The following is an 18,561-nucleotide window of genomic DNA, read 5'->3' on the forward strand; positions in this document are numbered from 1 at the left end:
GTACGGTCATCAAGCTGGCTGCCAAGGCAACTACGGCGGCCACGGCGTCTGACTAGACTGGCCCATCACTCAAAAAAACAATAAGAAAATGCGCCAAGGAGGTCGTTGCCGTGAGCCTAGCCCCCGTTCCATCGCCACAGAATGTCAAAGATCAGGTCAGCGCTGCCGAATGGCAGACCCGTGTCGACCTGGCTGCCTGCTATCGCCTGGTGGCGATGCATGGTTGGGATGACCTGATCTTCACCCACATCTCGGCCAAGGTGCCGGGCACTGATGATTTCCTGATCAACCCCTACGGCCTCATGTTCCACGAGATCACCGCGTCGAGCCTGGTCAAGGTCGACCAAGCCGGCAACAAGCTGATGGACAGCCCCTACGAGATCAATCCGGCGGGGTACACCATCCACAGCGCCATCCACGAAGTGCGCCACGACGTAGCCTGCGTGCTGCACACCCACACCGCTGCCGGTGTTGCGGTGGCGGCGCAGAAGCAAGGCGTGTTGCCGATCAGCCAGCAATCGATATTCGTGCTGTCGAGCCTGGCCTATCACGCCTACGAAGGCGTGGCGCTGAATCACGAAGAGAAGGCCCGCCTGCAGGCCGATCTGGGCGACAACAATTTCCTGATGCTGCACAACCATGGCCTGCTGACCTGCGGCAGTACCATCGCCGACACCTTCCTGATGATGTTCACCTTCCAGCGCGCCTGCGATATCCAGGTGCTGGCGCAAAACGGTGGTGCTGAATTGATCAACATCGGCCCCCAGATTCTCGCTGGTGCCAAGGCGATGGTGGCGGCTGTCACAAAGAGCGCACAAGGTATGGGGGGCGCGCTGGCCTGGCCGGCGTTGCTGCGTAAGCTGGACACTCAAGACCCTGGGTATAGAAGCTGATGCCACTCGCCGAGATCCCGCTGAGAGCCTGGCGCAAACGCAGCCAGACGTTCGACTTCCACGGCCGCGCCATCCGTTATTGGGTGGCGGGGCAGGGCGAACCGTTGCTGCTGATCCATGGCTTTCCCACGGCCAGCTGGGACTGGCACTACCTGTGGCAGCCCCTGGCCCAGCGCAACCTGGTGATTGCCTGCGACATGCTCGGTTTCGGCGACTCGGCCAAGCCGGTGGACCACGGTTATTGCCTGCTGGAACAGGCGGATTTGCAACAGGCACTGCTGGAACATCTGCGCGTGGAGCAGCCGGTGCATGTGCTGGCCCACGACTACGGTGACAGTGTCGCCCAGGAACTGCTGGCCCGGCACTACGAGGGTCGCTTTCAGATGGCCAGCTGCGTGTTTCTCAACGGCGGGCTGTTTCCCGAAACCCATCGACCGGCATTGGTGCAAAAACTCTTGCTCAGCCCGCTGGGCTGGATGATCGGCCGTGCTTTTGGGCGCAATGCCCTGGCAAACAGTTTCAGCCAGATCTTTGGCCCCAACACCCGCCCCAGCGAAAGTGCGCTGGATGATTTCTGGAGCCTGATCGACTGCCATGACGGCACGCGCATCCTGCACAAACTCATTGCCTACATCCCTCAACGCCGGCGCATGCGTGAGCGTTGGGTGGCGGCGATGCAACAGGATGAAGTGCCGCTGCGGGTGATCGATGGCGAGCTCGACCCGATCTCCGGCACTCATATGGTGGAGCGTTATCGCGAATTGGTGCCCCACGCCGACACGGTACTGCTGGCCAATATCGGCCACTACCCGCAGATCGAGGCGCCGGTTCAGGTGCTCAAGCACTACCTGGCGTTCCGTGATCGGATTGGGCAACCGGCACCACGATTGGCCTATTCCTGAGCTGACGATTATCCCCCAGCCTTATCGAGCACCATTCAGCCCTGGCCGGCTTTATTGTGACCAAAGCCCCCGTGCCTGACACTCGACCCATTCCCATTGTCGCCTTTGGAGTTCGGTATGAGTCAGTCAGTGCAGTTCCAGGATAAGGTCGTGATCGTCACCGGTGCCGGCGGCGGGTTGGGCCGGGCCCATGCGCTGCTGTTCGCCAAACATGGCGCCAAGGTGCTGGTCAACGATCTGGGCGGTTCCACCCAGGGCGAAGGCGCCAATGCTTCGGCTGCTGACCGTGTGGTGGCGCAGATCCGCGAGGCCGGTGGCATCGCCGAAGCCAACCATGACTCTGTCACCGACGGTGACAAGATCGTGCAGAACGCCCTCGACGCCTTTGGCCGTATCGACGTGGTGGTCAACAACGCTGGCATCCTGCGCGACAAGACCTTCCACAAAATGGACGACAGCGACTGGGACCTGGTTTATCGGGTGCATGTCGAAGGCGCCTACAAAGTCACCCGCGCCGCCTGGCCCCATCTGCGCGAGCAAGGTTACGGGCGGGTGATCTTCACTGCATCCACCTCGGGCATCTACGGCAACTTCGGCCAGTCCAACTACGGCATGGCCAAGCTCGGCCTGTATGGGCTGACGCGCACCCTGGCGCTGGAGGGCCGCAAGAACAACATCCTGGTCAACGCCATCGCCCCAACCGGTGGCACGCGCATGACCGAAGGCTTGATCCCGCCGCAGGTGTTCGAGCGCCTCAAGCCGGAGTTGGTCAGCCCATTGGTGGTGTACCTGGGCAGCGAGGCCTGCGAGGAAACCTCGGGGCTGTTTGAAGTGGGCGGCGGCTGGATCGGCAAGACCCGCTGGGAGCGTAGCCTGGGCGTGGGCTTTGATCCGCAAGCGGGCTTCTCGCCCGATGACGTGGCGGCGCATTGGCAGCAGATCTGCGACTTCGAGGGGGCGGCTCACCCCAAGGACAACATCGAGGCGTTGAAGGAGATGATGGCCAATTTGCAGAAATTCAGCCTGTGATCGTTGCTTGAAAAAGCTTGAATGCTACGGGGCGCTGAGGGCGCCCTGTTTTATTCCAGGCATAAAAAAGGCCGCTGCATAGGCAGCGGCCGAAGTAAGACGTTGGATCAAGGAGCGACAAATCAACGTCAGTGAACACCGGTAACAGACTGAAAACAGGCATCAATCCATTTGAATCTGGCTTTTCTTCCGGTTGTGGAAGCGGGCCGTTTGCCCTGAAAGCCCGGCAAGAATAGCCGCTTGTAACAAAATGAGTAATGCCGATTCGTGACAAGGACTGTTGCGTAATCAGCAACAGTTGCGCGGTCCTCCATACATTCCCCTGATAACCCACCATCCACCCAATGCATGCCTGTGCCCGAAGCCCAGGCCAGAGCGCCCTGTCATCCTTTCGAGCGACAACACGAATCCCTCCTTGGTGCGCTTATCGCTCCTGATGGGCGGCAGTAGGGTGGGGCCTTCTGTCACTCACCGGGGAAGACGCATGACAAGAACAACAATGCGCGCCATCTTCAGGCCACAGGCGCTGGCCGCTGCGGTTGCGTTGGGGTGCTGTGCCCAGGCACAGGCTGTTTCGTTCAACATTGGCGAGATCGAAGGGCAATTCGATTCCTCGCTGTCGGTGGGCGCGAGCTGGGGCATGCGCGACGCCGATAAAAAGCTGGTGGGCACGGTCAACGGCGGCACTGGCCAGGCGTCTACCGGGGATGATGGGCGCTTGAACTTCAAGAAGGGCGAGACCTTCTCCAAGATCTTCAAGGGTATTCACGACCTGGAACTCAAGTACGGCGACAGTGGCGTATTCGTGCGGGGTAAGTACTGGTACGACTTCGAGTTGCAGGACGAAGACCGCGAGTTCAAGCAGATCAGCAATCACCACCGTGATGAGGGCGCACGTTCCTCCGGCTACGAATTGCTCGATGCCTTCGTCTATCACAACTATTCGATTGGCGACCAACCGGGCAACGTGCGCCTCGGCAAGCAAGTGGTCAGCTGGGGTGAAAGTACCTTTATCGGTAACTCCATCAACAGCATCAACCCCATCGACGTCTCAGCCTTCCGCCGCCCCGGTGCGGAAATCAAGGAAGGGCTGATTCCGGTGAACATGCTGTTCGCCTCCCAGAGCTTGACCAACCAACTGACAGTGGAAGGTTTTTACCAACTGAACTGGGAAAATACCGTACTGGATAATTGCGGCACATTCTTTGGCGGGGATGTGGCGGCCCACGGCTGTAATGACAACTACACGGTGGGTAACCCGGCGATTGCGCCGTTGCAGCCGGTGGCCGCCGCGTTTGGGCAAGGCTTTCAAGTGACCCGTGAAGGTGTGATCGTGCAGCGTGCACGGGATCGTGATGCCCGTGACAGTGGTCAGTTCGGTACGGCGTTGCGCTGGCTGGGAGATGACACCGAGTACGGTCTGTACTTCATGAACTACCACAGCCGCACGCCGACGGTGGGCACGATCACCAACAACTCCAACGCAACGACGATGGATTCCATCCGTAACCTTGCTAACTTCCTGCGGCCTGGCACAGGTGATGGGCTGGTCACCAGCACGATGCTCGGTCGTGGCCAGTATTACCTCGACTACCCGGAAGACATCCGCCTGTTCGGTGCGAGCTTTTCCACCACCTTGCCTACCGGCACGGCGTGGACCGGCGAGATCAGCTACCGCCCCAATGCCCCGGTGCAACTCAACACCACCGACCTGACCCTGGCGCTGGTCAACCCGACCTCCGGCCAACTGGCCTCGCCAATCCGCAGCAACTTTGGCGACGACAACAAAGGCTACCGCCGCAAGGAAATCACCCAGATCCAAAGCACCATGACCCAGTTCTTCGACCAGGTGCTGGGGGCCGAACGCCTGACGCTGGTAGGCGAGGCTGCGTACGTGCATGTCGGTGGGCTGGAGGACAAATCCAAACTGCGCTACGGCCGCGACTCGGTCTACGGTGCCTATGGTTTTCAAGGCGACACCGACGGTTTCGTCACCGCCAATTCCTGGGGCTACCGTGCGCGGGCGATCCTTGACTACAACAACGCGATTTTCGGGGTGAACCTCAAGCCCAACCTGTCCTGGTCCCATGACGTGGCCGGCTACGGCCCCAATGGCCTGTTCAACAAAGGCGCCAAGGCCATCAGCATCGGTGTGGACGCGGACTACCGCAGTACCTACACCGCCAGCCTGAGCTATACGGACTTTTTCGGCGGCGACTACAACACCCTGACCGACCGCGACTTCCTCGCCCTCAGCTTCGGCGCGAACTTCTGACCTGGCTTAAAGAAGGACAAGCATCCATGCGTAAGACAATTGCAGTGTTGGCCCTCAGCCTGTTGGCCACCCACGTGATGGCAGCGGTATCGCCGGAGGAGGCGGCCAAGCTCGGCACCACCTTGACCCCGGTAGGCGCCGAAAAAGCCGGCAACGCCGACGGCTCGATCCCGGCCTGGACCGGTGGCATCCCGAAGAACGCCGGCGCTGTGGACAGCAAGGGCTTCCTGGCCGACCCGTTCGCCAGTGAAAAGCCGCTGTTCGTGATCACCGCGGCCACCGTCGACAAGTACAAGGACAAACTCTCCGACGGCCAGGTGGCGATGTTCAAACGTTACCCCGAGACCTACAAGATCCCGGTGTATCCAACCCACCGCACGGTCAACCTGCCACCGGAGATCTACGAATCGATCAAGCGCAGCGCGCTGAACGTCAAGCCGATCAACGACGGCAATGGACTGGAAGGATTCACCGGTAACCGCTACTACGCGTTCCCGATTCCGAAGAATGGCGTGGAAGTGCTGTGGAACCACATCACCCGTTACCACGGTGGCAATTTGCGCCGCATCATCACCCAGGCCACGCCGCAGACCAACGGCAGCTACACGCCGATCCGCTTCGAAGAAGAAGTTGCAGTGCCGCAACTGATCCCCGACATGGACCCGGCCAAGGCGGCCAACGTGCTGACCTTCTTCAAACAGTCGGTTACGGCGCCGGCGCGCCTGGCGGGCAACGTGCTGCTGGTGCATGAAACCCTCGACCAAGTGAAGGAGCCGCGCCTGGCGTGGATCTACAACGCCGGCCAGCGTCGCGTGCGCCGCGCGCCGCAAGTGGCGTATGACGGGCCGGGCACCGCCTCCGACGGCCTGCGCACCTCGGACAACTTCGACATGTTCTCCGGCGCCCCGGACCGCTACGACTGGAAGCTGGTGGGCAAGAAAGAGATGTACATCCCCTACAACAGCTACAAGCTCGACCAGCCGACACTCAAGTACGACGACATCATCAAGGCCGGCCACATTAACCAGGACCTGACCCGCTATGAGCTGCACCGTGTGTGGGAAGTGGTCGGCACGGTCAAGCCGAGTGAGCGGCACATCTACGCCAAGCGCCACATGTACATCGATGAAGACAGCTGGCAGGTGGCACTGGTGGATCACTACGATGGCCGTGGCCAACTGTGGCGTGTCGCCGAAGGTCATGCGCAGTTCTATTACGACCACCAGACCCCGGCCTACACCGTGGAAACCCTCTACGACATCATCGCCGGGCGCTACATCGCGCTGGGTATGAAGAACGAGGAGAAGAGCAGCTTTGTGTTCGGTTTCGCGGCCAAGGCGGCCGATTACACCCCGGCAGCGTTGAGGGCCGAAGGGGTTCGCTGAGCCGTGATGTGAAATGCTGTTCCCATGTGGGAGCTGGCTTGCCTGCGATAGCGGTGGTGAATTCACTACTGCCATCGCAGGCAAGCCCGCTCCCACATTGGGTTGTGGATACCTTGAGTTTTATGGCTGGAAATCACCCCGCTGAATACTTCTTCAACAACCGCCGACCACAGGACTAGGGTAGGCGCCACGTTGCATAACAATAAAAAAGCAGGATGCAGCAATGACCGCCATGACACGCTGCCTGGACCGTCCTGGATTCATGCCTCGGCTGTCCGCCCATCATTTGTTGCGCCCACGCCTGGCCGAGCCCTTGCTGGCGGCGCAGGTCAGGGTCAAGTTGCTGTGCGCGCCCGGCGGCAGTGGCAAGAGCGCGCTGCTCGCCGAGTGCGCGTTGCAGGCACCCAAGGATTGCCCGGTGTACTGGTTGCCGCTCAATGGCGTTGCCCTGAGCCCCCTTGATCTTTGCCAGCGCCTGGCGCAGAACCTGGGTTTGCCGTTCACCGATGAGGCGACCCTGCTGTCGGACCTTGCGCGTTGGCAGGCTCCTGCCTGGCTGTTCCTTGATGACTTCTGCCGCTTGCCCGCGCCGGACACCGACGCCTTGCTGGATCGCCTGCTCACCGCCAGCAGCCCGGCCCTGACCTGGTGGCTGGGCGCGCGGCGTCGCCCGCAGTGCAATTGGCCGAGGTTGCTGCTGGACGATGAGCTGCTGGAGTTTGGCGCAGACTTGGCGTTCAGCCCTGCCGAGGTCCAGCAATTGCTCATTCATGCCCCAGGGCAGTCTGTCGACAGCGTGTTGCAGTTCAGTGCCGGCTGGTGTGCCGGTACGCGCATCGCTTTGCTGGGGGACGGCCACCCGGAAAAGACCTTGCTCGATTACCTGCAACACGAGCTGTTCAGCACATTGCCGCTCGAACTGGCCGAAGCCTGGCGCGTGTTGGCTCATCTGCCGCGCTTCAACGCAGGGTTGTGCGAGCACCTGTTCGGCTTTGGCGACGGTGATCAGTACCTGCATGATTTGCAGGCCCTCGGCGCGTTTATCCAGCCTTGGGAAGACACCGAGTGGCTGCAGGTCTTTCCACCCCTCGCCGATTTGCTGCGTGACGAGCCCTGGCCAGCCAAGCGTTCATGGCACCGCCGCGCCTGCCAATGGTTCACCGCCAAACAGGACTGGCAGGCCGCGTTTGAACAAGCCTTGCTCGCCGAAGAATATGAAGTGGCGGTGAGCCTGTTGCAGCACTTCAGTTTTGAAGACCTGTTCCGCCAGCAGAACGCGATGCTGCTGTTGCGCCTGCATGAACAGCAGGGTGATGAGCTGATGCTCGGCTCGGCGCAATTGGTCGGGTTGCTGACGGCGGCGTTGCTGTTCGCCGGGCGCTTCGAGCAGGCCGCGCAATGCATCCATCAACTGGCACGCTTTGCGCCGCAACCAACGGCGGCGCAGCAGCGCTACCTGCTGGCGCGTTGGCAGGCGCAATGGGGCTGGCTGCTGCATCTGGGCGGTGATGCCGAGCGCTCTCGCGAGCATTTTCTGGAGGCGCTGCAAGCTTTGCCCGACAGCGCCTGGACGTCGCGGTTGATGTGCCTTTCGGGCCTGACCCAGCAAGCCTTGCTGCGCGGTGAACTGGATGTCGCCCTAGCCCTGAGTCGCGAAGCCTTGTGCCTGGCCCGTGCCCACGGCTCGTTGCTGCTCGAAGCCTTGTTGGAGCTGGACCACGCGCAACTGCTGGAGCAGCGTGGCGCCCCTTATCGGGCGCAAAGCCTGCTGGAAAATGTGCAGGCGATGTTGCTCAAGCAGCGCCTCAAGGCCGGGCCCTTGGTCGGGCGCATTGCCCTGCGGCGCGGGCACCTGGCGTTGCGTCAGGGGCAAGACAGCCTGGCCGCCGAGTGTTTCGAGGCGGGCTTGAAGATGTGCCTGCACAGCCAGGACAAACGCGTGCTCTACGGGTTCCTCGGCCTGGCGTTGCTGGCCGCCAACCGTGGCGATTACGCCCAGGCCTTTGTGCAACTGCGCGACGCTGAGCGGCTGATGCAGCAACGCCAGGTGCCCGACACGGTGTACCGCGCGGTGTTGCTGCTGGTCAGCGGGCATTTCTGGTTGCAGCAGGGGCGTGCCGAACTGACGGTGGAAGCGGTGCGCCGTGTCCTTCGCCACTTCCGTGGCCCCCAGGCCAGGCAGGCGCCACCCGCCACCTTGGAGCTGGTGCCACGCCTGGAGTACCTGCTGGTGCTGGCGGAAGTGAAGCTGGGTTGCGCCGATCAGCCAGTGGCGCGGCTCACGGCCTTGCTGGACACCACCCGCCAACGCGGCATGCTTTGCCTGGAAACCGAGCTGCACCTGGTGCTGGGCGAAGTGGCCTGGCAAATCGGTGATTCCACGCTGGCGCGCCGCTCGCTGCAAACCGGGCTGGCGCTGGCGGCACGTTGCCAGGTGCAGCAGGCGATTCGCGAGCTGCGCTTGCGCTCGCCGGGGTTATTGAGCGAGCTGGGCATGGAGCCGCAAACGCCAGGGGCGGGTGCAGTAGAAAGCCCACTCAGCCAGCGCGAACTGGAAGTGCTGCAGTTGATCGCCCTGGGCAATTCCAACCTGGAAATCGCCGACCGGCTGTTTATCTCCCTGCATACGGTCAAGACCCACGCGCGGCGTATCCACAGCAAGCTCGGCGTGGAGCGGCGCACGCAAGCGGTGGCCAAGGCCAAGACGTTGGGGTTGATGACCTAGGCGCAGAACGCCTGGCGGTATTCGCCGGGGGTGGCGCCCATGGCTTGGCGGAAGCGATGGGTGAAGTGGCTGGCGCTGGAAAAACCGCACATCAAGGCGATTTCACTCAAGGGCAGGGCGCCACTGCGCAAGAGGGCCTGGGCGCGGGTCAGTCGGCGTGCCAACACGTACTGATGGGGCGGCAGGCCGAAGCTTTGTCGGAACATCCGCGCGAAGTGGTATTCCGACAGCGCGCACATCCCGGCCAGTTGGCCCAGGCTGATCGGGTCTTCCAGGTGCTGGTCGATGTACTCAACCAACAGCCGTCGCTGATACGCCGCCAGCCCGCCTTTCAACCGCAGCCCCTCGCGGGCGCCGACCTGGCTGAGCAAGGTGTGGCTGAGCATTTCGTGGGCCAGGCTGCTGGTCAGCAGGCGCTCGGCGGGTTCGTGCCAGTTCAGCGCGATCAACTGGTGAAAGCGCCGGGCCTGGCTGGCGTCTTCCAGAAAAGTGCTTTCGCGCAATTGCAGGGTGCGCGGTTCGCGGTCGAGCAGAGTGACGCAGCCCAGGGCAAACTGCTCCGGGCTGAAGTACACGTGGGCCAGGCGGATTTCGCCGTTGATCACCCAGGCCGACTGATGCTCGGCGGGCAGGATGCACAGCTTGTCGGGCCCGCCCTTGGTGCCGGGCTGGTCGCGCCGAAAGGTGCCGGTGCCGCCGCCGATGTAGCAGGACAAGGTGTGATGGCTGGGCGCCTGGTAATCCTGGGCATCGTGATGGTTGCTCCACAAGGCTGCAGACAAGCCGTCACCGAGCTCGGCGCAGGCTTCGAGGCGTGCATTGGGCGAGCGGTTAAGGGCTTGAAAGACTTGCAGGGATTCCAGATCAGGCATGGTTCGTACTCTCCGACGCCTTGCATCCTACTCCGCGCGGCGCGTGCTGTGCGCCCACCGCCCGACAAAAGCGCAAGATTGTGCAAGAGCGCGGCATGGATCGCGGGCCACACTGTGGCTCAATCGATGGAGCCCGCTATGAACCTTTCCCTGTATTTACTCACCGTGCTGATCTGGGGCACCACCTGGATCGCCCTCAAATGGCAACTGGGCGTGGTGGCGATTCCCGTGTCCATCGTCTATCGCTTCGGCCTGGCGGCGCTGGTGTTGTTTGCGCTGTTGCTGGTCAGCCGCAAGTTGCAGGTGATGAACCGGCGCGGGCATTTGATCTGTCTGGCCCAGGGGCTGTGTCTGTTTTGCGTGAACTTCATGTGCTTCCTGACGGCCAGCCAATGGATCCCCAGCGGGTTGGTGGCGGTGGTGTTCTCCACTGCGACGCTGTGGAACGCGCTGAATGCCCGGGTGTTTTTCGGCCAGCGGGTGGCGCGCAATGTGTTGATGGGCGGCGGCTTGGGCTTGCTGGGCTTGGGCCTGTTGTTCTGGCCGGAACTGGTAGGGCATACCGCCAGCCCGCAGACCTTGCTCGGATTGGGGTTGGCGTTGCTGGGCACGATGTGTTTCTCGGCGGGCAATATGCTGTCGAGTCTGCAACAGAAGGCCGGTCTGAGGCCGCTGACGACCAATGCCTGGGGCATGTTGTATGGTTCGTTGATGCTGGCGACCTATTGCGTGTTGCGCGGGATTCCGTTTGAGATGGACTGGAGTGCGCGCTACATCGGCGCCCTGTGGTACCTGGTGATCCCGGGTTCGGTGATCGGCTTTACCGCCTACCTGACCCTGGTCGGGCGCATGGGGCCGGAGCGCGCGGCGTATTGCACCGTGTTGTTCCCGGTGGTGGCGCTGAATGTGTCGGCGTTTGCCGAGGGCTACCAGTGGTCCGCGCCGGCGTTGGCGGGGTTGGTCCTTGTGATGCTGGGCAATGTGTTGGTGTTTCGTAAGGCGAAGCGTGTGAACCCTGTCTTTAAGGCGCGACAAATCTAAATGTGGGAGCGGGCTTGCTCGCGAAAGCGGTGGATCAGTCGATACCTTTGGTGACTGACAGACCGCATTCGCGAGCAAGCCCGCTCCCACATTTGACCGAGTTGTTTGGGTTATTTCATTCCAAGGCGCTTGGCCATCCGGCCGAGGTTGGCGCGGTCCAGGCCGAGTTCGCGGGCGGCGCTGGCCCAGTTGTGCTGGTGGCGCTCCAGGCAGGCACTGATGACCTGGCGTTGGTAGTGCTCGGTGGCTTGACGCAGGTCGCCGGTCACGACGGGTATCACGTCGGTGTGTGCTTCGATCACGGGTGCGCTGACGTCGGGCAGGTCCAGGTCCTGGGCATTCAAGCTGAGAATCTTCGGACGCTCGCGACAGTTTCCCAAGGCTTTCAGCGCGCTGCGCCCGATCAAATGTTCCAGCTCCCGTACATTCCCCGGCCAGTTATAGGCCAGCAGCGCCGCCTGGGCGTCGCTGGTCAGGCGCAGGCTGCCCAGGCCCATGCGTGAGCGGTTCTGTTCCAGGAAGAAACCGGCCAGCAGCAACACATCGCGCCCGCGTTCGCGCAGCGCCGGCACTTGCAGCGGGTAGACGCTGAGGCGGTGATAGAAGTCGGCGCGGTAGCGGCCATTGCGCACTTCGTCAGCGAGGTCGCGGTTGGTGGCGGCGATCAGGCGCACATCCACTTGGTGTTCCTTGTCCGAGCCCAGGCGTTGCAACTGACCGCTTTGCAGCACCCGCAGCAGTTTTGCTTGCACGGTCAGTGACAGTTCGCCCACTTCGTCGAGGAACAGCGTGCCGCCGTTGGCCAGTTCGAACTTGCCACGACGCTCGTTCAGCGCGCCGGTAAAGGCGCCGCGCACATGACCGAACAGCTCGCTCTCCACCAGGGTTTCCGGCAGGGCGGCGCAGTTGAGGCTGATCAGCGGTTTATCCGCGCGCGTCGAAGCGGCATGGATGGCCTGGGCCACCAGTTCTTTGCCAACTCCGGTTTCGCCGGTGATCAGCACAGTGAGGTCACTGCCGCCCACCAGCTTGATCTCTTCTACCAGGCGCTTGTGGGGTTTGCTCTGGCCGATCATCTCCTTGTGCTGCTGGCCGCTGGCCTCGCGGTAGATTTCGGCGCGCAGGGTCAGGCGTTCAATGCGTTCGGCCACGTTGACGGTAGCCGCGGCGAGGCTGGCGAAGGCTTGCAGAGCGTCCAGTTCCACGCGCTCGAAGCGCTCGGTGTCGAGGGCGTCCAGGGTCAGCAGGCCCCAGGGCTGATCGTCGACGAACAGCGGGCAGCCCATGCAATCGTGCACTTCCAGATGCCCGTGCAACCCATCCACCAATCCGTCATAAGGGTCGGGCAATTCGCTGTCACTGTCGAAACGCGTTGGGCCGGGGCTGCTCAGCAGCACGGCGAAGCGTGGGTGATCGCTGACCTTGAAGCGCCGGCCCAGGGTGTCGGCGCTCAGGCCGTCGACGGCCAGCGGCACCAGCCATTCGCCGTCCAGGCGCAACAGCGCGGCGGCGTCACAGGGCAGCAGGGCGCGCATGGCTTGTAACAGGCGACGGTAACGCTCGCCTTCGGGCAGTTCGCGGGACAGGTCAGCGACCAGGGGCAGCAGGGTAGTGAGCAGCGATTGCGCAGTCATAATGACTCCTTGTAGTCCTTGTGACTATACGTTGTAGGAAGTCATACTGACTACAACTTAAATAAATCATTGAAATTTAACGTTTTATTAGTTGGCACGAATACTGAGTAGATAAAGTCAATCAGTAAAGAAGCCCAGGAGGCTCCCATGCTTAGTGCCCAAGACCGTGCCATCGTCAAATCCACCGTGCCCCTGCTGGAAAGCGGTGGCGAAGCGCTGATCACCCATTTCTACCGCATGATGCTTTCCGAGTACCCGCAAGTTCGCCCGCTGTTCAACCAGGCCCACCAGGCCAGCGGCGACCAACCCCGCGCCTTGGCCAATGGCGTGTTGATGTATGCGCGGCATATCGACCAGTTGGACCAACTGGGCGACTTGGTGGCCAAGATCATTAACAAGCACGTGGCCCTGCAGATCCTGCCGGAGCATTACCCGATCGTCGGCGCCTGCCTGCTGCGTGCGATCTCCGAAGTGCTGGGCAGCGAGATTGCGACCCCTGAAGTGATGAGTGCCTGGGGCGCGGCCTACGGCCAATTGGCGGATATCCTGATTGGCGCCGAAGCGGCGATCTATGAAGAGAAGGCCCAGGCGCCCGGTGGCTGGCGCGGTGCGCGGCCGTTCATCGTGGTCAAGCGCGTGGTGGAGAGTGACGAAATCATCTCCTTCTACTTTGCCCCGGTAGATAACGGCCCGATTCTCGCCGCCGCGCCAGGCCAATACATCGGCATGAAATTGGTGCTCGATGGCGAGGAAGTGCGCCGCAACTATTCGCTGTCGGCCCTGACCGATTCGGGCCTGTACCGCATCAGTGTCAAGCGCGAAGCCGGCGGGCGCGTGTCCAACTACCTGCACGACCAACTGCATGTCGGCGCGACCATCGATCTGTTCACGCCTTCGGGTGAGTTCACCCTGGCGGCCAGCGACAAACCGCTGGTGCTGATCAGCGGCGGGGTCGGCATTACGCCAACCTTGCCGATGCTCGAAGCCGCCCTGGCTACCCAGCGCCCGGTGCACTTCATCCACTGCGCGCGTAACGGTGGGGTGCATGCGTTCCGTGATTGGGTCGATGCGTTGGCAGCACAGCATCCGCAGCTCAAGCGCTTCTACTGCTACTCCGAAGATGATGGCGTGAGCCCGGCGGCGGACAAGGTGGGTTTGCTCAGCCAGGAACAGCTTGCGGCGTGGTTGCCTGAACAGCGCGATATCGACGCCTACTTCCTTGGCCCTAAAGGCTTCATGGGCGCGATCAAGCGCCACCTCAAGGCCTTGGGCGTGCCAGAGAAGCAAAGCCGCTACGAGTTCTTCGGCCCGGCTGCGGCGCTGGAATAACACGGTCAAAAATGTGGGGGCGGGCTTGCTCGCGAATGCAGTGTGTCAGTCGATGCATGAGTGACTGACACAACGCTTTCGCGGGCAAGCCCGCTCCCACATTTTGTTTTGCATTTCCCAAGATTAATCCCCCGTTAACCCCCCTCTGTTTAAACCACTCCCTGTGTGTAAACTTGCGGCCATTGGCACAACCAAACAAAGGGAACCGGAAATGAGTGACGAATTGCGTTTAGGCAGGGAGCGGCGCTTTCTGGTGTTGCTGGGCATCATCTGCCTGGCGCTGATCGGCGGTGCGCTTTACATGCAGGTGGTATTGGGCGAGGCGCCATGCCCGCTGTGCATCCTGCAACGCTACGCCTTGCTGTTGATCGCGATCTTCGCGTTCATCGGCGCAGCCATGCGCACCAAAGGGGCGCTCACGTTTTTCGAAGGGCTGGTGATCCTCAGCGCCCTCGGCGGTGTGGCCGCAGCCGGTCACCACGTGTACACCCAGTTCTTCCCCCAGGTCAGCTGCGGCATCGATGTGCTGCAACCGATCGTCGATGACCTGCCACTGGCCAAAGTGTTCCCCTTGGGCTTCCAGGTCGATGGCTTCTGCAGCACCCCGTATCCGCCCGTGCTGGGCCTGTCCCTGGCGCAGTGGGCGCTGGTCGCGTTCGTGCTGACGGTGATCCTGGTGCCGTTGGGCATTTACCGGAATCGCCAGCGCAAATCCTGAGCCCATTCGTGAAACGCCCCGGTCCTTCTTGAGCGAAGGCCGGGGCGTTTTTGCGTGTAGGGATTTGTGAACAGAGCGTGACGCCGGACAACTTTGGGTGTGCGCAGTGTGCGACATGTTGTCACACGGAAGCTGCCGCAGGACGTTTCTGACCCGCCGAACGGCCGCTTAAATTTGCATAAAACGGCCAAGATGTGCTGTCAGTTCGTGGTTCTGACGTGGCCACGGACCTCGCGCCGCGCCAGCAATTGGGTGATGTCCGAATGCCTTGTTTTATGGGGGCTTGCATCGGTTTGGCATGCCCTTACAGCGCGTAAGGACTGTGGCGGATTGCCCTATAACACGGCAATTTTTGTGGTTTTTGTTGAGAATCTAACGCGATAAGATCGCGAACCTTTGCAATATTGGTGAAGGATTATTGCTGTAATCGATAAAAATTATTTCTTTATAAGACATGGTTTATACATCGCTAGCTAACTACAATCGCCCGCACTGAATGTCCGGTGCTGTTCAATATTTGAGCACTGGAGCGGTCGAGGGGCAGATGGACGGCTCTGTGCGACCCCAAGGTTCCGACAGCCTTTCAACTATCCGCACCAAATGGAATTGGTCTGTAACAAGGCCTTTAACCACGAAATCGAATAAGAACTCACCGCAGGTCCGTGAAACGCCACAGATGGCGTGATGGGCAGGCTCTTATTCAATCGAAGAGAAATGCCAACCCTTGGCAGGGTGAAGTGTTGGCGATCAAAACCCAACTGCATTGCGCAAGCTGCTTTAGAGGTCGTGAGATGAGTAAAAACAGGTACCCCCGATTACTAGGCTTTTTGCCGCTGCTGGGCATGATGTTAATGCTGGGAGGCTGCAAGTGGACCTTGATGGACCCAAAAGGACAGATCGGTCTGGATCAACGAAACCTGATCATCACCGCCACCCTGCTGATGTTGTTGGTTGTGGTGCCTGTGATCATCATGACCTTCGCCTTCGCCTGGAAATACCGCGCGTCGAACACCAGCGCCACCTACGCGCCGAAGTGGTCGCACTCCACCAAGATTGAAATCGCAGTGTGGCTGGTGCCGATCCTCATCATCATCGCCCTGGGTTACATCACCTATAAGTCGACCCACGAGTTGGACCCGTACCGTCCGCTGGAATCCGACGTCAAGCCGATCAACATCGAAGTGGTCGCGCTGGACTGGAAGTGGCTGTTCATCTACCCGGACCTGGGTATCGCCACCGTCAACGAAATCCAGTTCCCGGAGAACACTCCGCTGAACTTCCGGATCACCTCCGACGCCGTGATGAACTCGTTCTTCATCCCAGCCCTGGGCGGTCAGATCTACGCGATGGCAGGCATGCAGACTCGCCTGCACCTGATCGCCAACGAAAAAGCTGAAATGGAAGGCATCTCCGCAAACTACAGCGGCGCTGGCTTCACCGGCATGAAATTCAAAGCGATCTCGACGAGCCAGGAAGGTTTCAACGCCTGGGTAGCCGAAGTCAAGGCCGCACCTAAACAGCTTGATCAAGCTGAATACGACGCCCTGACCAAACCAAGCCAGAACAACCCAGTCGCTCTGTACTCCGCGTATGAGCCGGACCTGTTTCAGAAAATCGTCGACAAGTACGAAGGTATGAAGCCAGGCAAGCCGGTCAAGCACGAGAAGAAAGAAGTGGCCGCGGTTGAAGGTTCTGACACGGGCTCGCATTCAACTGCTGGGGCAGAGGAGTAAACGATGTTTGGTAAATTAAGTTGGGATGCGGTCCCGTTCCACGAGCCGATCGTAATGGTGACCATCGCCATGATCGCGCTGGGTGGTCTGGCACTGTTTGCAGCAATTACGTATTACAAGAAGTGGACCTACCTGTGGACCGAGTGGTTGACGTCTGTCGACCACAAGAAAATCGGTGTCATGTACGTCATCGTTGCCATGGTCATGCTGCTGCGTGGTTTTGCCGACGCCATCATGATGCGTACCCAGTTGGCCATGGCCACCGAGGGTTCGCCTGGCTACCTGCCGCCTGAACACTATGACCAGATCTTCACCGCCCACGGTGTGATCATGATCATCTTCATGGCGATGCCATTCTTTACCGGCCTGATGAACCTGGCCTTGCCGCTGCAGATCGGTGCCCGTGACGTTGCCTACCCGTTCCTGAACTCCCTGAGCTTCTGGCTGCTGGTCTCCGGCGTTGTGCTGATCAACCTGTCCCTGGGCGTCGGCGAATTCGCCAAGACCGGTTGGGTTGCGTATCCGCCATTGTCGGGCCTGCAATACAGCCCTGGCGTAGGTGTGGACTACTACATCTGGGCGCTACAGTTATCAGGACTCGGGACGACATTGACGGGGGTCAACTTCCTGGCCACCGTCCTGAAAATGCGCGCCCCTGGCATGAAACTGATGGACATGCCGATCTTCACCTGGACCTGCACCTGGGCCAACGTCCTGATCGTGGCTTCGTTCCCGATCCTGGCCGCTACCATGGCGCTGCTGTCGCTTGACCGTTACCTGGATTTCCACATTTTCACCAATGAACTTGGTGGCAATCCAATGATGTACGTGAACCTGTTCTGGGCATGGGGTCACCCTGAGGTGTACATCCTGATCCTGCCAGCGTTCGGTATCTTCTCCGAAGTGATCTCGACCTTTACCGGCAAGCGCCTGTTCGGTCACCACTCGATGGTTTACGCATCGGGCGCGATCTCTGTACTGGGCTTCATGGTATGGCTGCACCACTTCTTCACCATGGGTTCGGGGGCCAGCGTCAACGCCTTCTTCGGCCTGGCGACGATGCTGATTTCCATCCCGACGGGGGTGAAGCTATTCAACTGGCTGTTCACCATCTACCACGGTCGTCTGCGCATGACCAGCCAGGTCCTGTGGACCCTGGGCTTCATGGTGACCTTCGCCATCGGCGGCATGACCGGCGTACTGCTGGCCATCCCGGGTGCTGACTTCGTCCTGCACAACAGCCTGTTCGTGATCGCTCACTTCCACAACGTGATCATCGGTGGTGCGGTATTCGGTTACATCGCTGGTTTCAGCTTCTACTTCCCGAAAGCGTTCGGCTTCAAGCTGCACGAAGGTTGGGGCAAGGCTGCGTTCTGGTTCTGGATCTCGGGCTTCTTCGTCGCGTTCATGCCGCTCTATGCACTGGGCTTCATGGGCATGACCCGTCGTCTGAACGCCACCACCAACCCTGAGTGGGTGCCGTACCTGTACGTTGCCATGTTCGGTGCAATCATGATCGCTGTAGGTATCGCCTGCCAGTTGATCCAACTGTACGTGAGCATCCGTGACCGTAAGCAGAACGCTTGCGACTCCGGCGACCCATGGAATGGCCACACCCTGGAATGGTCGACTTCGTCGCCACCGCCGTTCTACAACTTCGCCGTGATCCCTACTGCGAACACCATTGATGCGTTCACCGAAGCCAAGGAAGACGGTACTGCGTACCAGCGTCCTAAGCACTACGAGCCGATCCACATGCCAAACAACACCGCCACTGGCGTGGTGATGGGTGCGCTGTTGACCGTGTTCGGTTTCGCGATGATCTGGCACATCTGGTGGCTGGCAATCGTGGGCCTGGTTGGCACTATCGGTTACTTCATCGTTCACGCCGCGCGTGACGATCAAGGCTACATGGTGCCGGTCGAGACGATCGAACGCATCGAAGCCGAGCAACACGCTCGCCTGGTAGCCGAGAAGAAGATCCCGGCCAACCGTGTAGAAACCTCGTTGGAACAGGCTTAAACC

13 protein-coding genes are annotated in these 18,561 nt (G+C 60.7%); 11 read left to right on the forward strand and 2 right to left on the reverse strand.

What is annotated here, in order from left to right; genetic code table 11:
- The first annotated feature begins 110 nt into the window (after positions 1-110).
- The 6 genes from HX823_RS13270 to HX823_RS13295 all read left to right on the forward strand — a co-directional run bounded on the left by HX823_RS13270 (position 111) and on the right by HX823_RS13295 (position 9,209).
- Complete coding sequence (locus HX823_RS13270) at positions 111-893, forward strand: class II aldolase/adducin family protein (protein WP_038842216.1); 783 nt, start codon at positions 111-113, stop codon at positions 891-893.
- A complete protein-coding gene (locus HX823_RS13275) occupies positions 893-1,795 on the forward strand; it encodes an alpha/beta fold hydrolase (protein WP_177075136.1) in 903 nt (300 codons plus the stop codon). Before HX823_RS13270 ends, HX823_RS13275 begins: the two co-directional genes overlap by 1 nt.
- A gap of 117 nt (positions 1,796-1,912) precedes the next feature.
- A complete protein-coding gene (locus tag HX823_RS13280; RefSeq protein WP_038842221.1) occupies positions 1,913-2,824 on the forward strand; it encodes an SDR family oxidoreductase in 912 nt (303 codons plus the stop codon).
- Between the two features lie 484 nt (positions 2,825-3,308).
- The gene (locus HX823_RS13285; RefSeq protein ID WP_177075137.1) at positions 3,309-5,099 is read left to right on the forward strand and encodes a DUF1302 domain-containing protein; all 1,791 of its coding nucleotides are present in this window, start codon (positions 3,309-3,311) and stop codon (positions 5,097-5,099) included.
- A 26-nt stretch (positions 5,100-5,125) separates the two neighbouring features.
- A complete protein-coding gene (locus HX823_RS13290; protein ID WP_038842226.1) occupies positions 5,126-6,484 on the forward strand; it encodes a DUF1329 domain-containing protein in 1,359 nt (452 codons plus the stop codon).
- 223 nt (positions 6,485-6,707) lie between these two features.
- Positions 6,708-9,209 (forward strand): LuxR C-terminal-related transcriptional regulator, encoded by a 2,502-nt coding sequence (locus tag HX823_RS13295; protein ID WP_177075138.1) that lies wholly within the window; start codon positions 6,708-6,710, stop codon positions 9,207-9,209.
- Here the strand turns inward: HX823_RS13295 and HX823_RS13300 are convergent.
- Positions 9,206-10,081, reverse strand: a complete 876-nt coding sequence (locus HX823_RS13300; protein ID WP_038842230.1) for a helix-turn-helix domain-containing protein — start codon at positions 10,079-10,081, stop codon at positions 9,206-9,208. The genes HX823_RS13295 and HX823_RS13300 overlap by 4 nt on opposite strands.
- Before the next feature lie 138 nt (positions 10,082-10,219).
- Here HX823_RS13300 and HX823_RS13305 point away from each other — a divergent pair, with 138 nt between their 5' ends.
- Positions 10,220-11,122, forward strand: a complete 903-nt coding sequence (locus HX823_RS13305; RefSeq protein WP_177075139.1) for a DMT family transporter — start codon at positions 10,220-10,222, stop codon at positions 11,120-11,122.
- A gap of 110 nt (positions 11,123-11,232) precedes the next feature.
- Here the strand turns inward: HX823_RS13305 and norR are convergent, their stop codons facing one another.
- Positions 11,233-12,756: a nitric oxide reductase transcriptional regulator NorR gene (gene norR, locus HX823_RS13310; RefSeq protein WP_177075140.1), complete on the reverse strand. Its 1,524-nt coding sequence runs from the start codon at positions 12,754-12,756 to the stop codon at positions 11,233-11,235.
- A gap of 147 nt (positions 12,757-12,903) precedes the next feature.
- Between norR and hmpA the strand changes: the two genes are divergently transcribed.
- The 4 genes from hmpA (at position 12,904) to cyoB (ending at position 18,558) form a co-directional block, all read left to right on the forward strand.
- Entirely contained in the window at positions 12,904-14,085 is a 1,182-nt protein-coding gene (gene hmpA / locus HX823_RS13315) for an NO-inducible flavohemoprotein (RefSeq protein ID WP_038842236.1), read from the forward strand.
- 211 nt (positions 14,086-14,296) lie between these two features.
- Positions 14,297-14,803 (forward strand): disulfide bond formation protein B, encoded by a 507-nt coding sequence (locus HX823_RS13320; protein WP_033896215.1) that lies wholly within the window; start codon positions 14,297-14,299, stop codon positions 14,801-14,803.
- Between the two features lie 791 nt (positions 14,804-15,594).
- Positions 15,595-16,536: a ubiquinol oxidase subunit II gene (gene cyoA / locus HX823_RS13325; protein ID WP_028617882.1), complete on the forward strand. Its 942-nt coding sequence runs from the start codon at positions 15,595-15,597 to the stop codon at positions 16,534-16,536.
- 3 nt (positions 16,537-16,539) lie between these two features.
- Positions 16,540-18,558: a cytochrome o ubiquinol oxidase subunit I gene (cyoB, locus tag HX823_RS13330; RefSeq protein ID WP_033896216.1), complete on the forward strand. Its 2,019-nt coding sequence runs from the start codon at positions 16,540-16,542 to the stop codon at positions 18,556-18,558.
- Positions 18,559-18,561 lie beyond the last annotated feature (3 nt).

Origin of the sequence: Pseudomonas sp. P7759, assembly GCF_013386445.1 — a bacterium.
Classification (GTDB): Bacteria; Pseudomonadota; Gammaproteobacteria; order Pseudomonadales; family Pseudomonadaceae; genus Aquipseudomonas; species Aquipseudomonas azotoformans_A.

Excerpts from the sequence above, each read along its gene's own strand:
- HX823_RS13275 (WP_177075136.1), top strand. The coding sequence starts at position 893 with ATGCCACTCGCCGAGATCCCGCTGAGAGCCTGGCGCAAACGCAGCCAG.
- HX823_RS13280 (WP_038842221.1), top strand. The coding sequence starts at position 1,913 with ATGAGTCAGTCAGTGCAGTTCCAGGATAAGGTCGTGATCGTCACCGGT.
- HX823_RS13285 (WP_177075137.1), top strand. The coding sequence starts at position 3,309 with ATGACAAGAACAACAATGCGCGCCATCTTCAGGCCACAGGCGCTGGCC.
- HX823_RS13290 (WP_038842226.1), top strand. The coding sequence starts at position 5,126 with ATGCGTAAGACAATTGCAGTGTTGGCCCTCAGCCTGTTGGCCACCCAC.
- HX823_RS13295 (WP_177075138.1), top strand. The coding sequence starts at position 6,708 with ATGACCGCCATGACACGCTGCCTGGACCGTCCTGGATTCATGCCTCGG.
- HX823_RS13300 (WP_038842230.1), bottom strand. The coding sequence starts at position 10,081 with ATGCCTGATCTGGAATCCCTGCAAGTCTTTCAAGCCCTTAACCGCTCG.
- HX823_RS13305 (WP_177075139.1), top strand. The coding sequence starts at position 10,220 with ATGAACCTTTCCCTGTATTTACTCACCGTGCTGATCTGGGGCACCACC.
- norR (WP_177075140.1), bottom strand. The coding sequence starts at position 12,756 with ATGACTGCGCAATCGCTGCTCACTACCCTGCTGCCCCTGGTCGCTGAC.
- hmpA (WP_038842236.1), top strand. The coding sequence starts at position 12,904 with ATGCTTAGTGCCCAAGACCGTGCCATCGTCAAATCCACCGTGCCCCTG.
- HX823_RS13320 (WP_033896215.1), top strand. The coding sequence starts at position 14,297 with ATGAGTGACGAATTGCGTTTAGGCAGGGAGCGGCGCTTTCTGGTGTTG.
- cyoA (WP_028617882.1), top strand. The coding sequence starts at position 15,595 with ATGAGTAAAAACAGGTACCCCCGATTACTAGGCTTTTTGCCGCTGCTG.
- cyoB (WP_033896216.1), top strand. The coding sequence starts at position 16,540 with ATGTTTGGTAAATTAAGTTGGGATGCGGTCCCGTTCCACGAGCCGATC.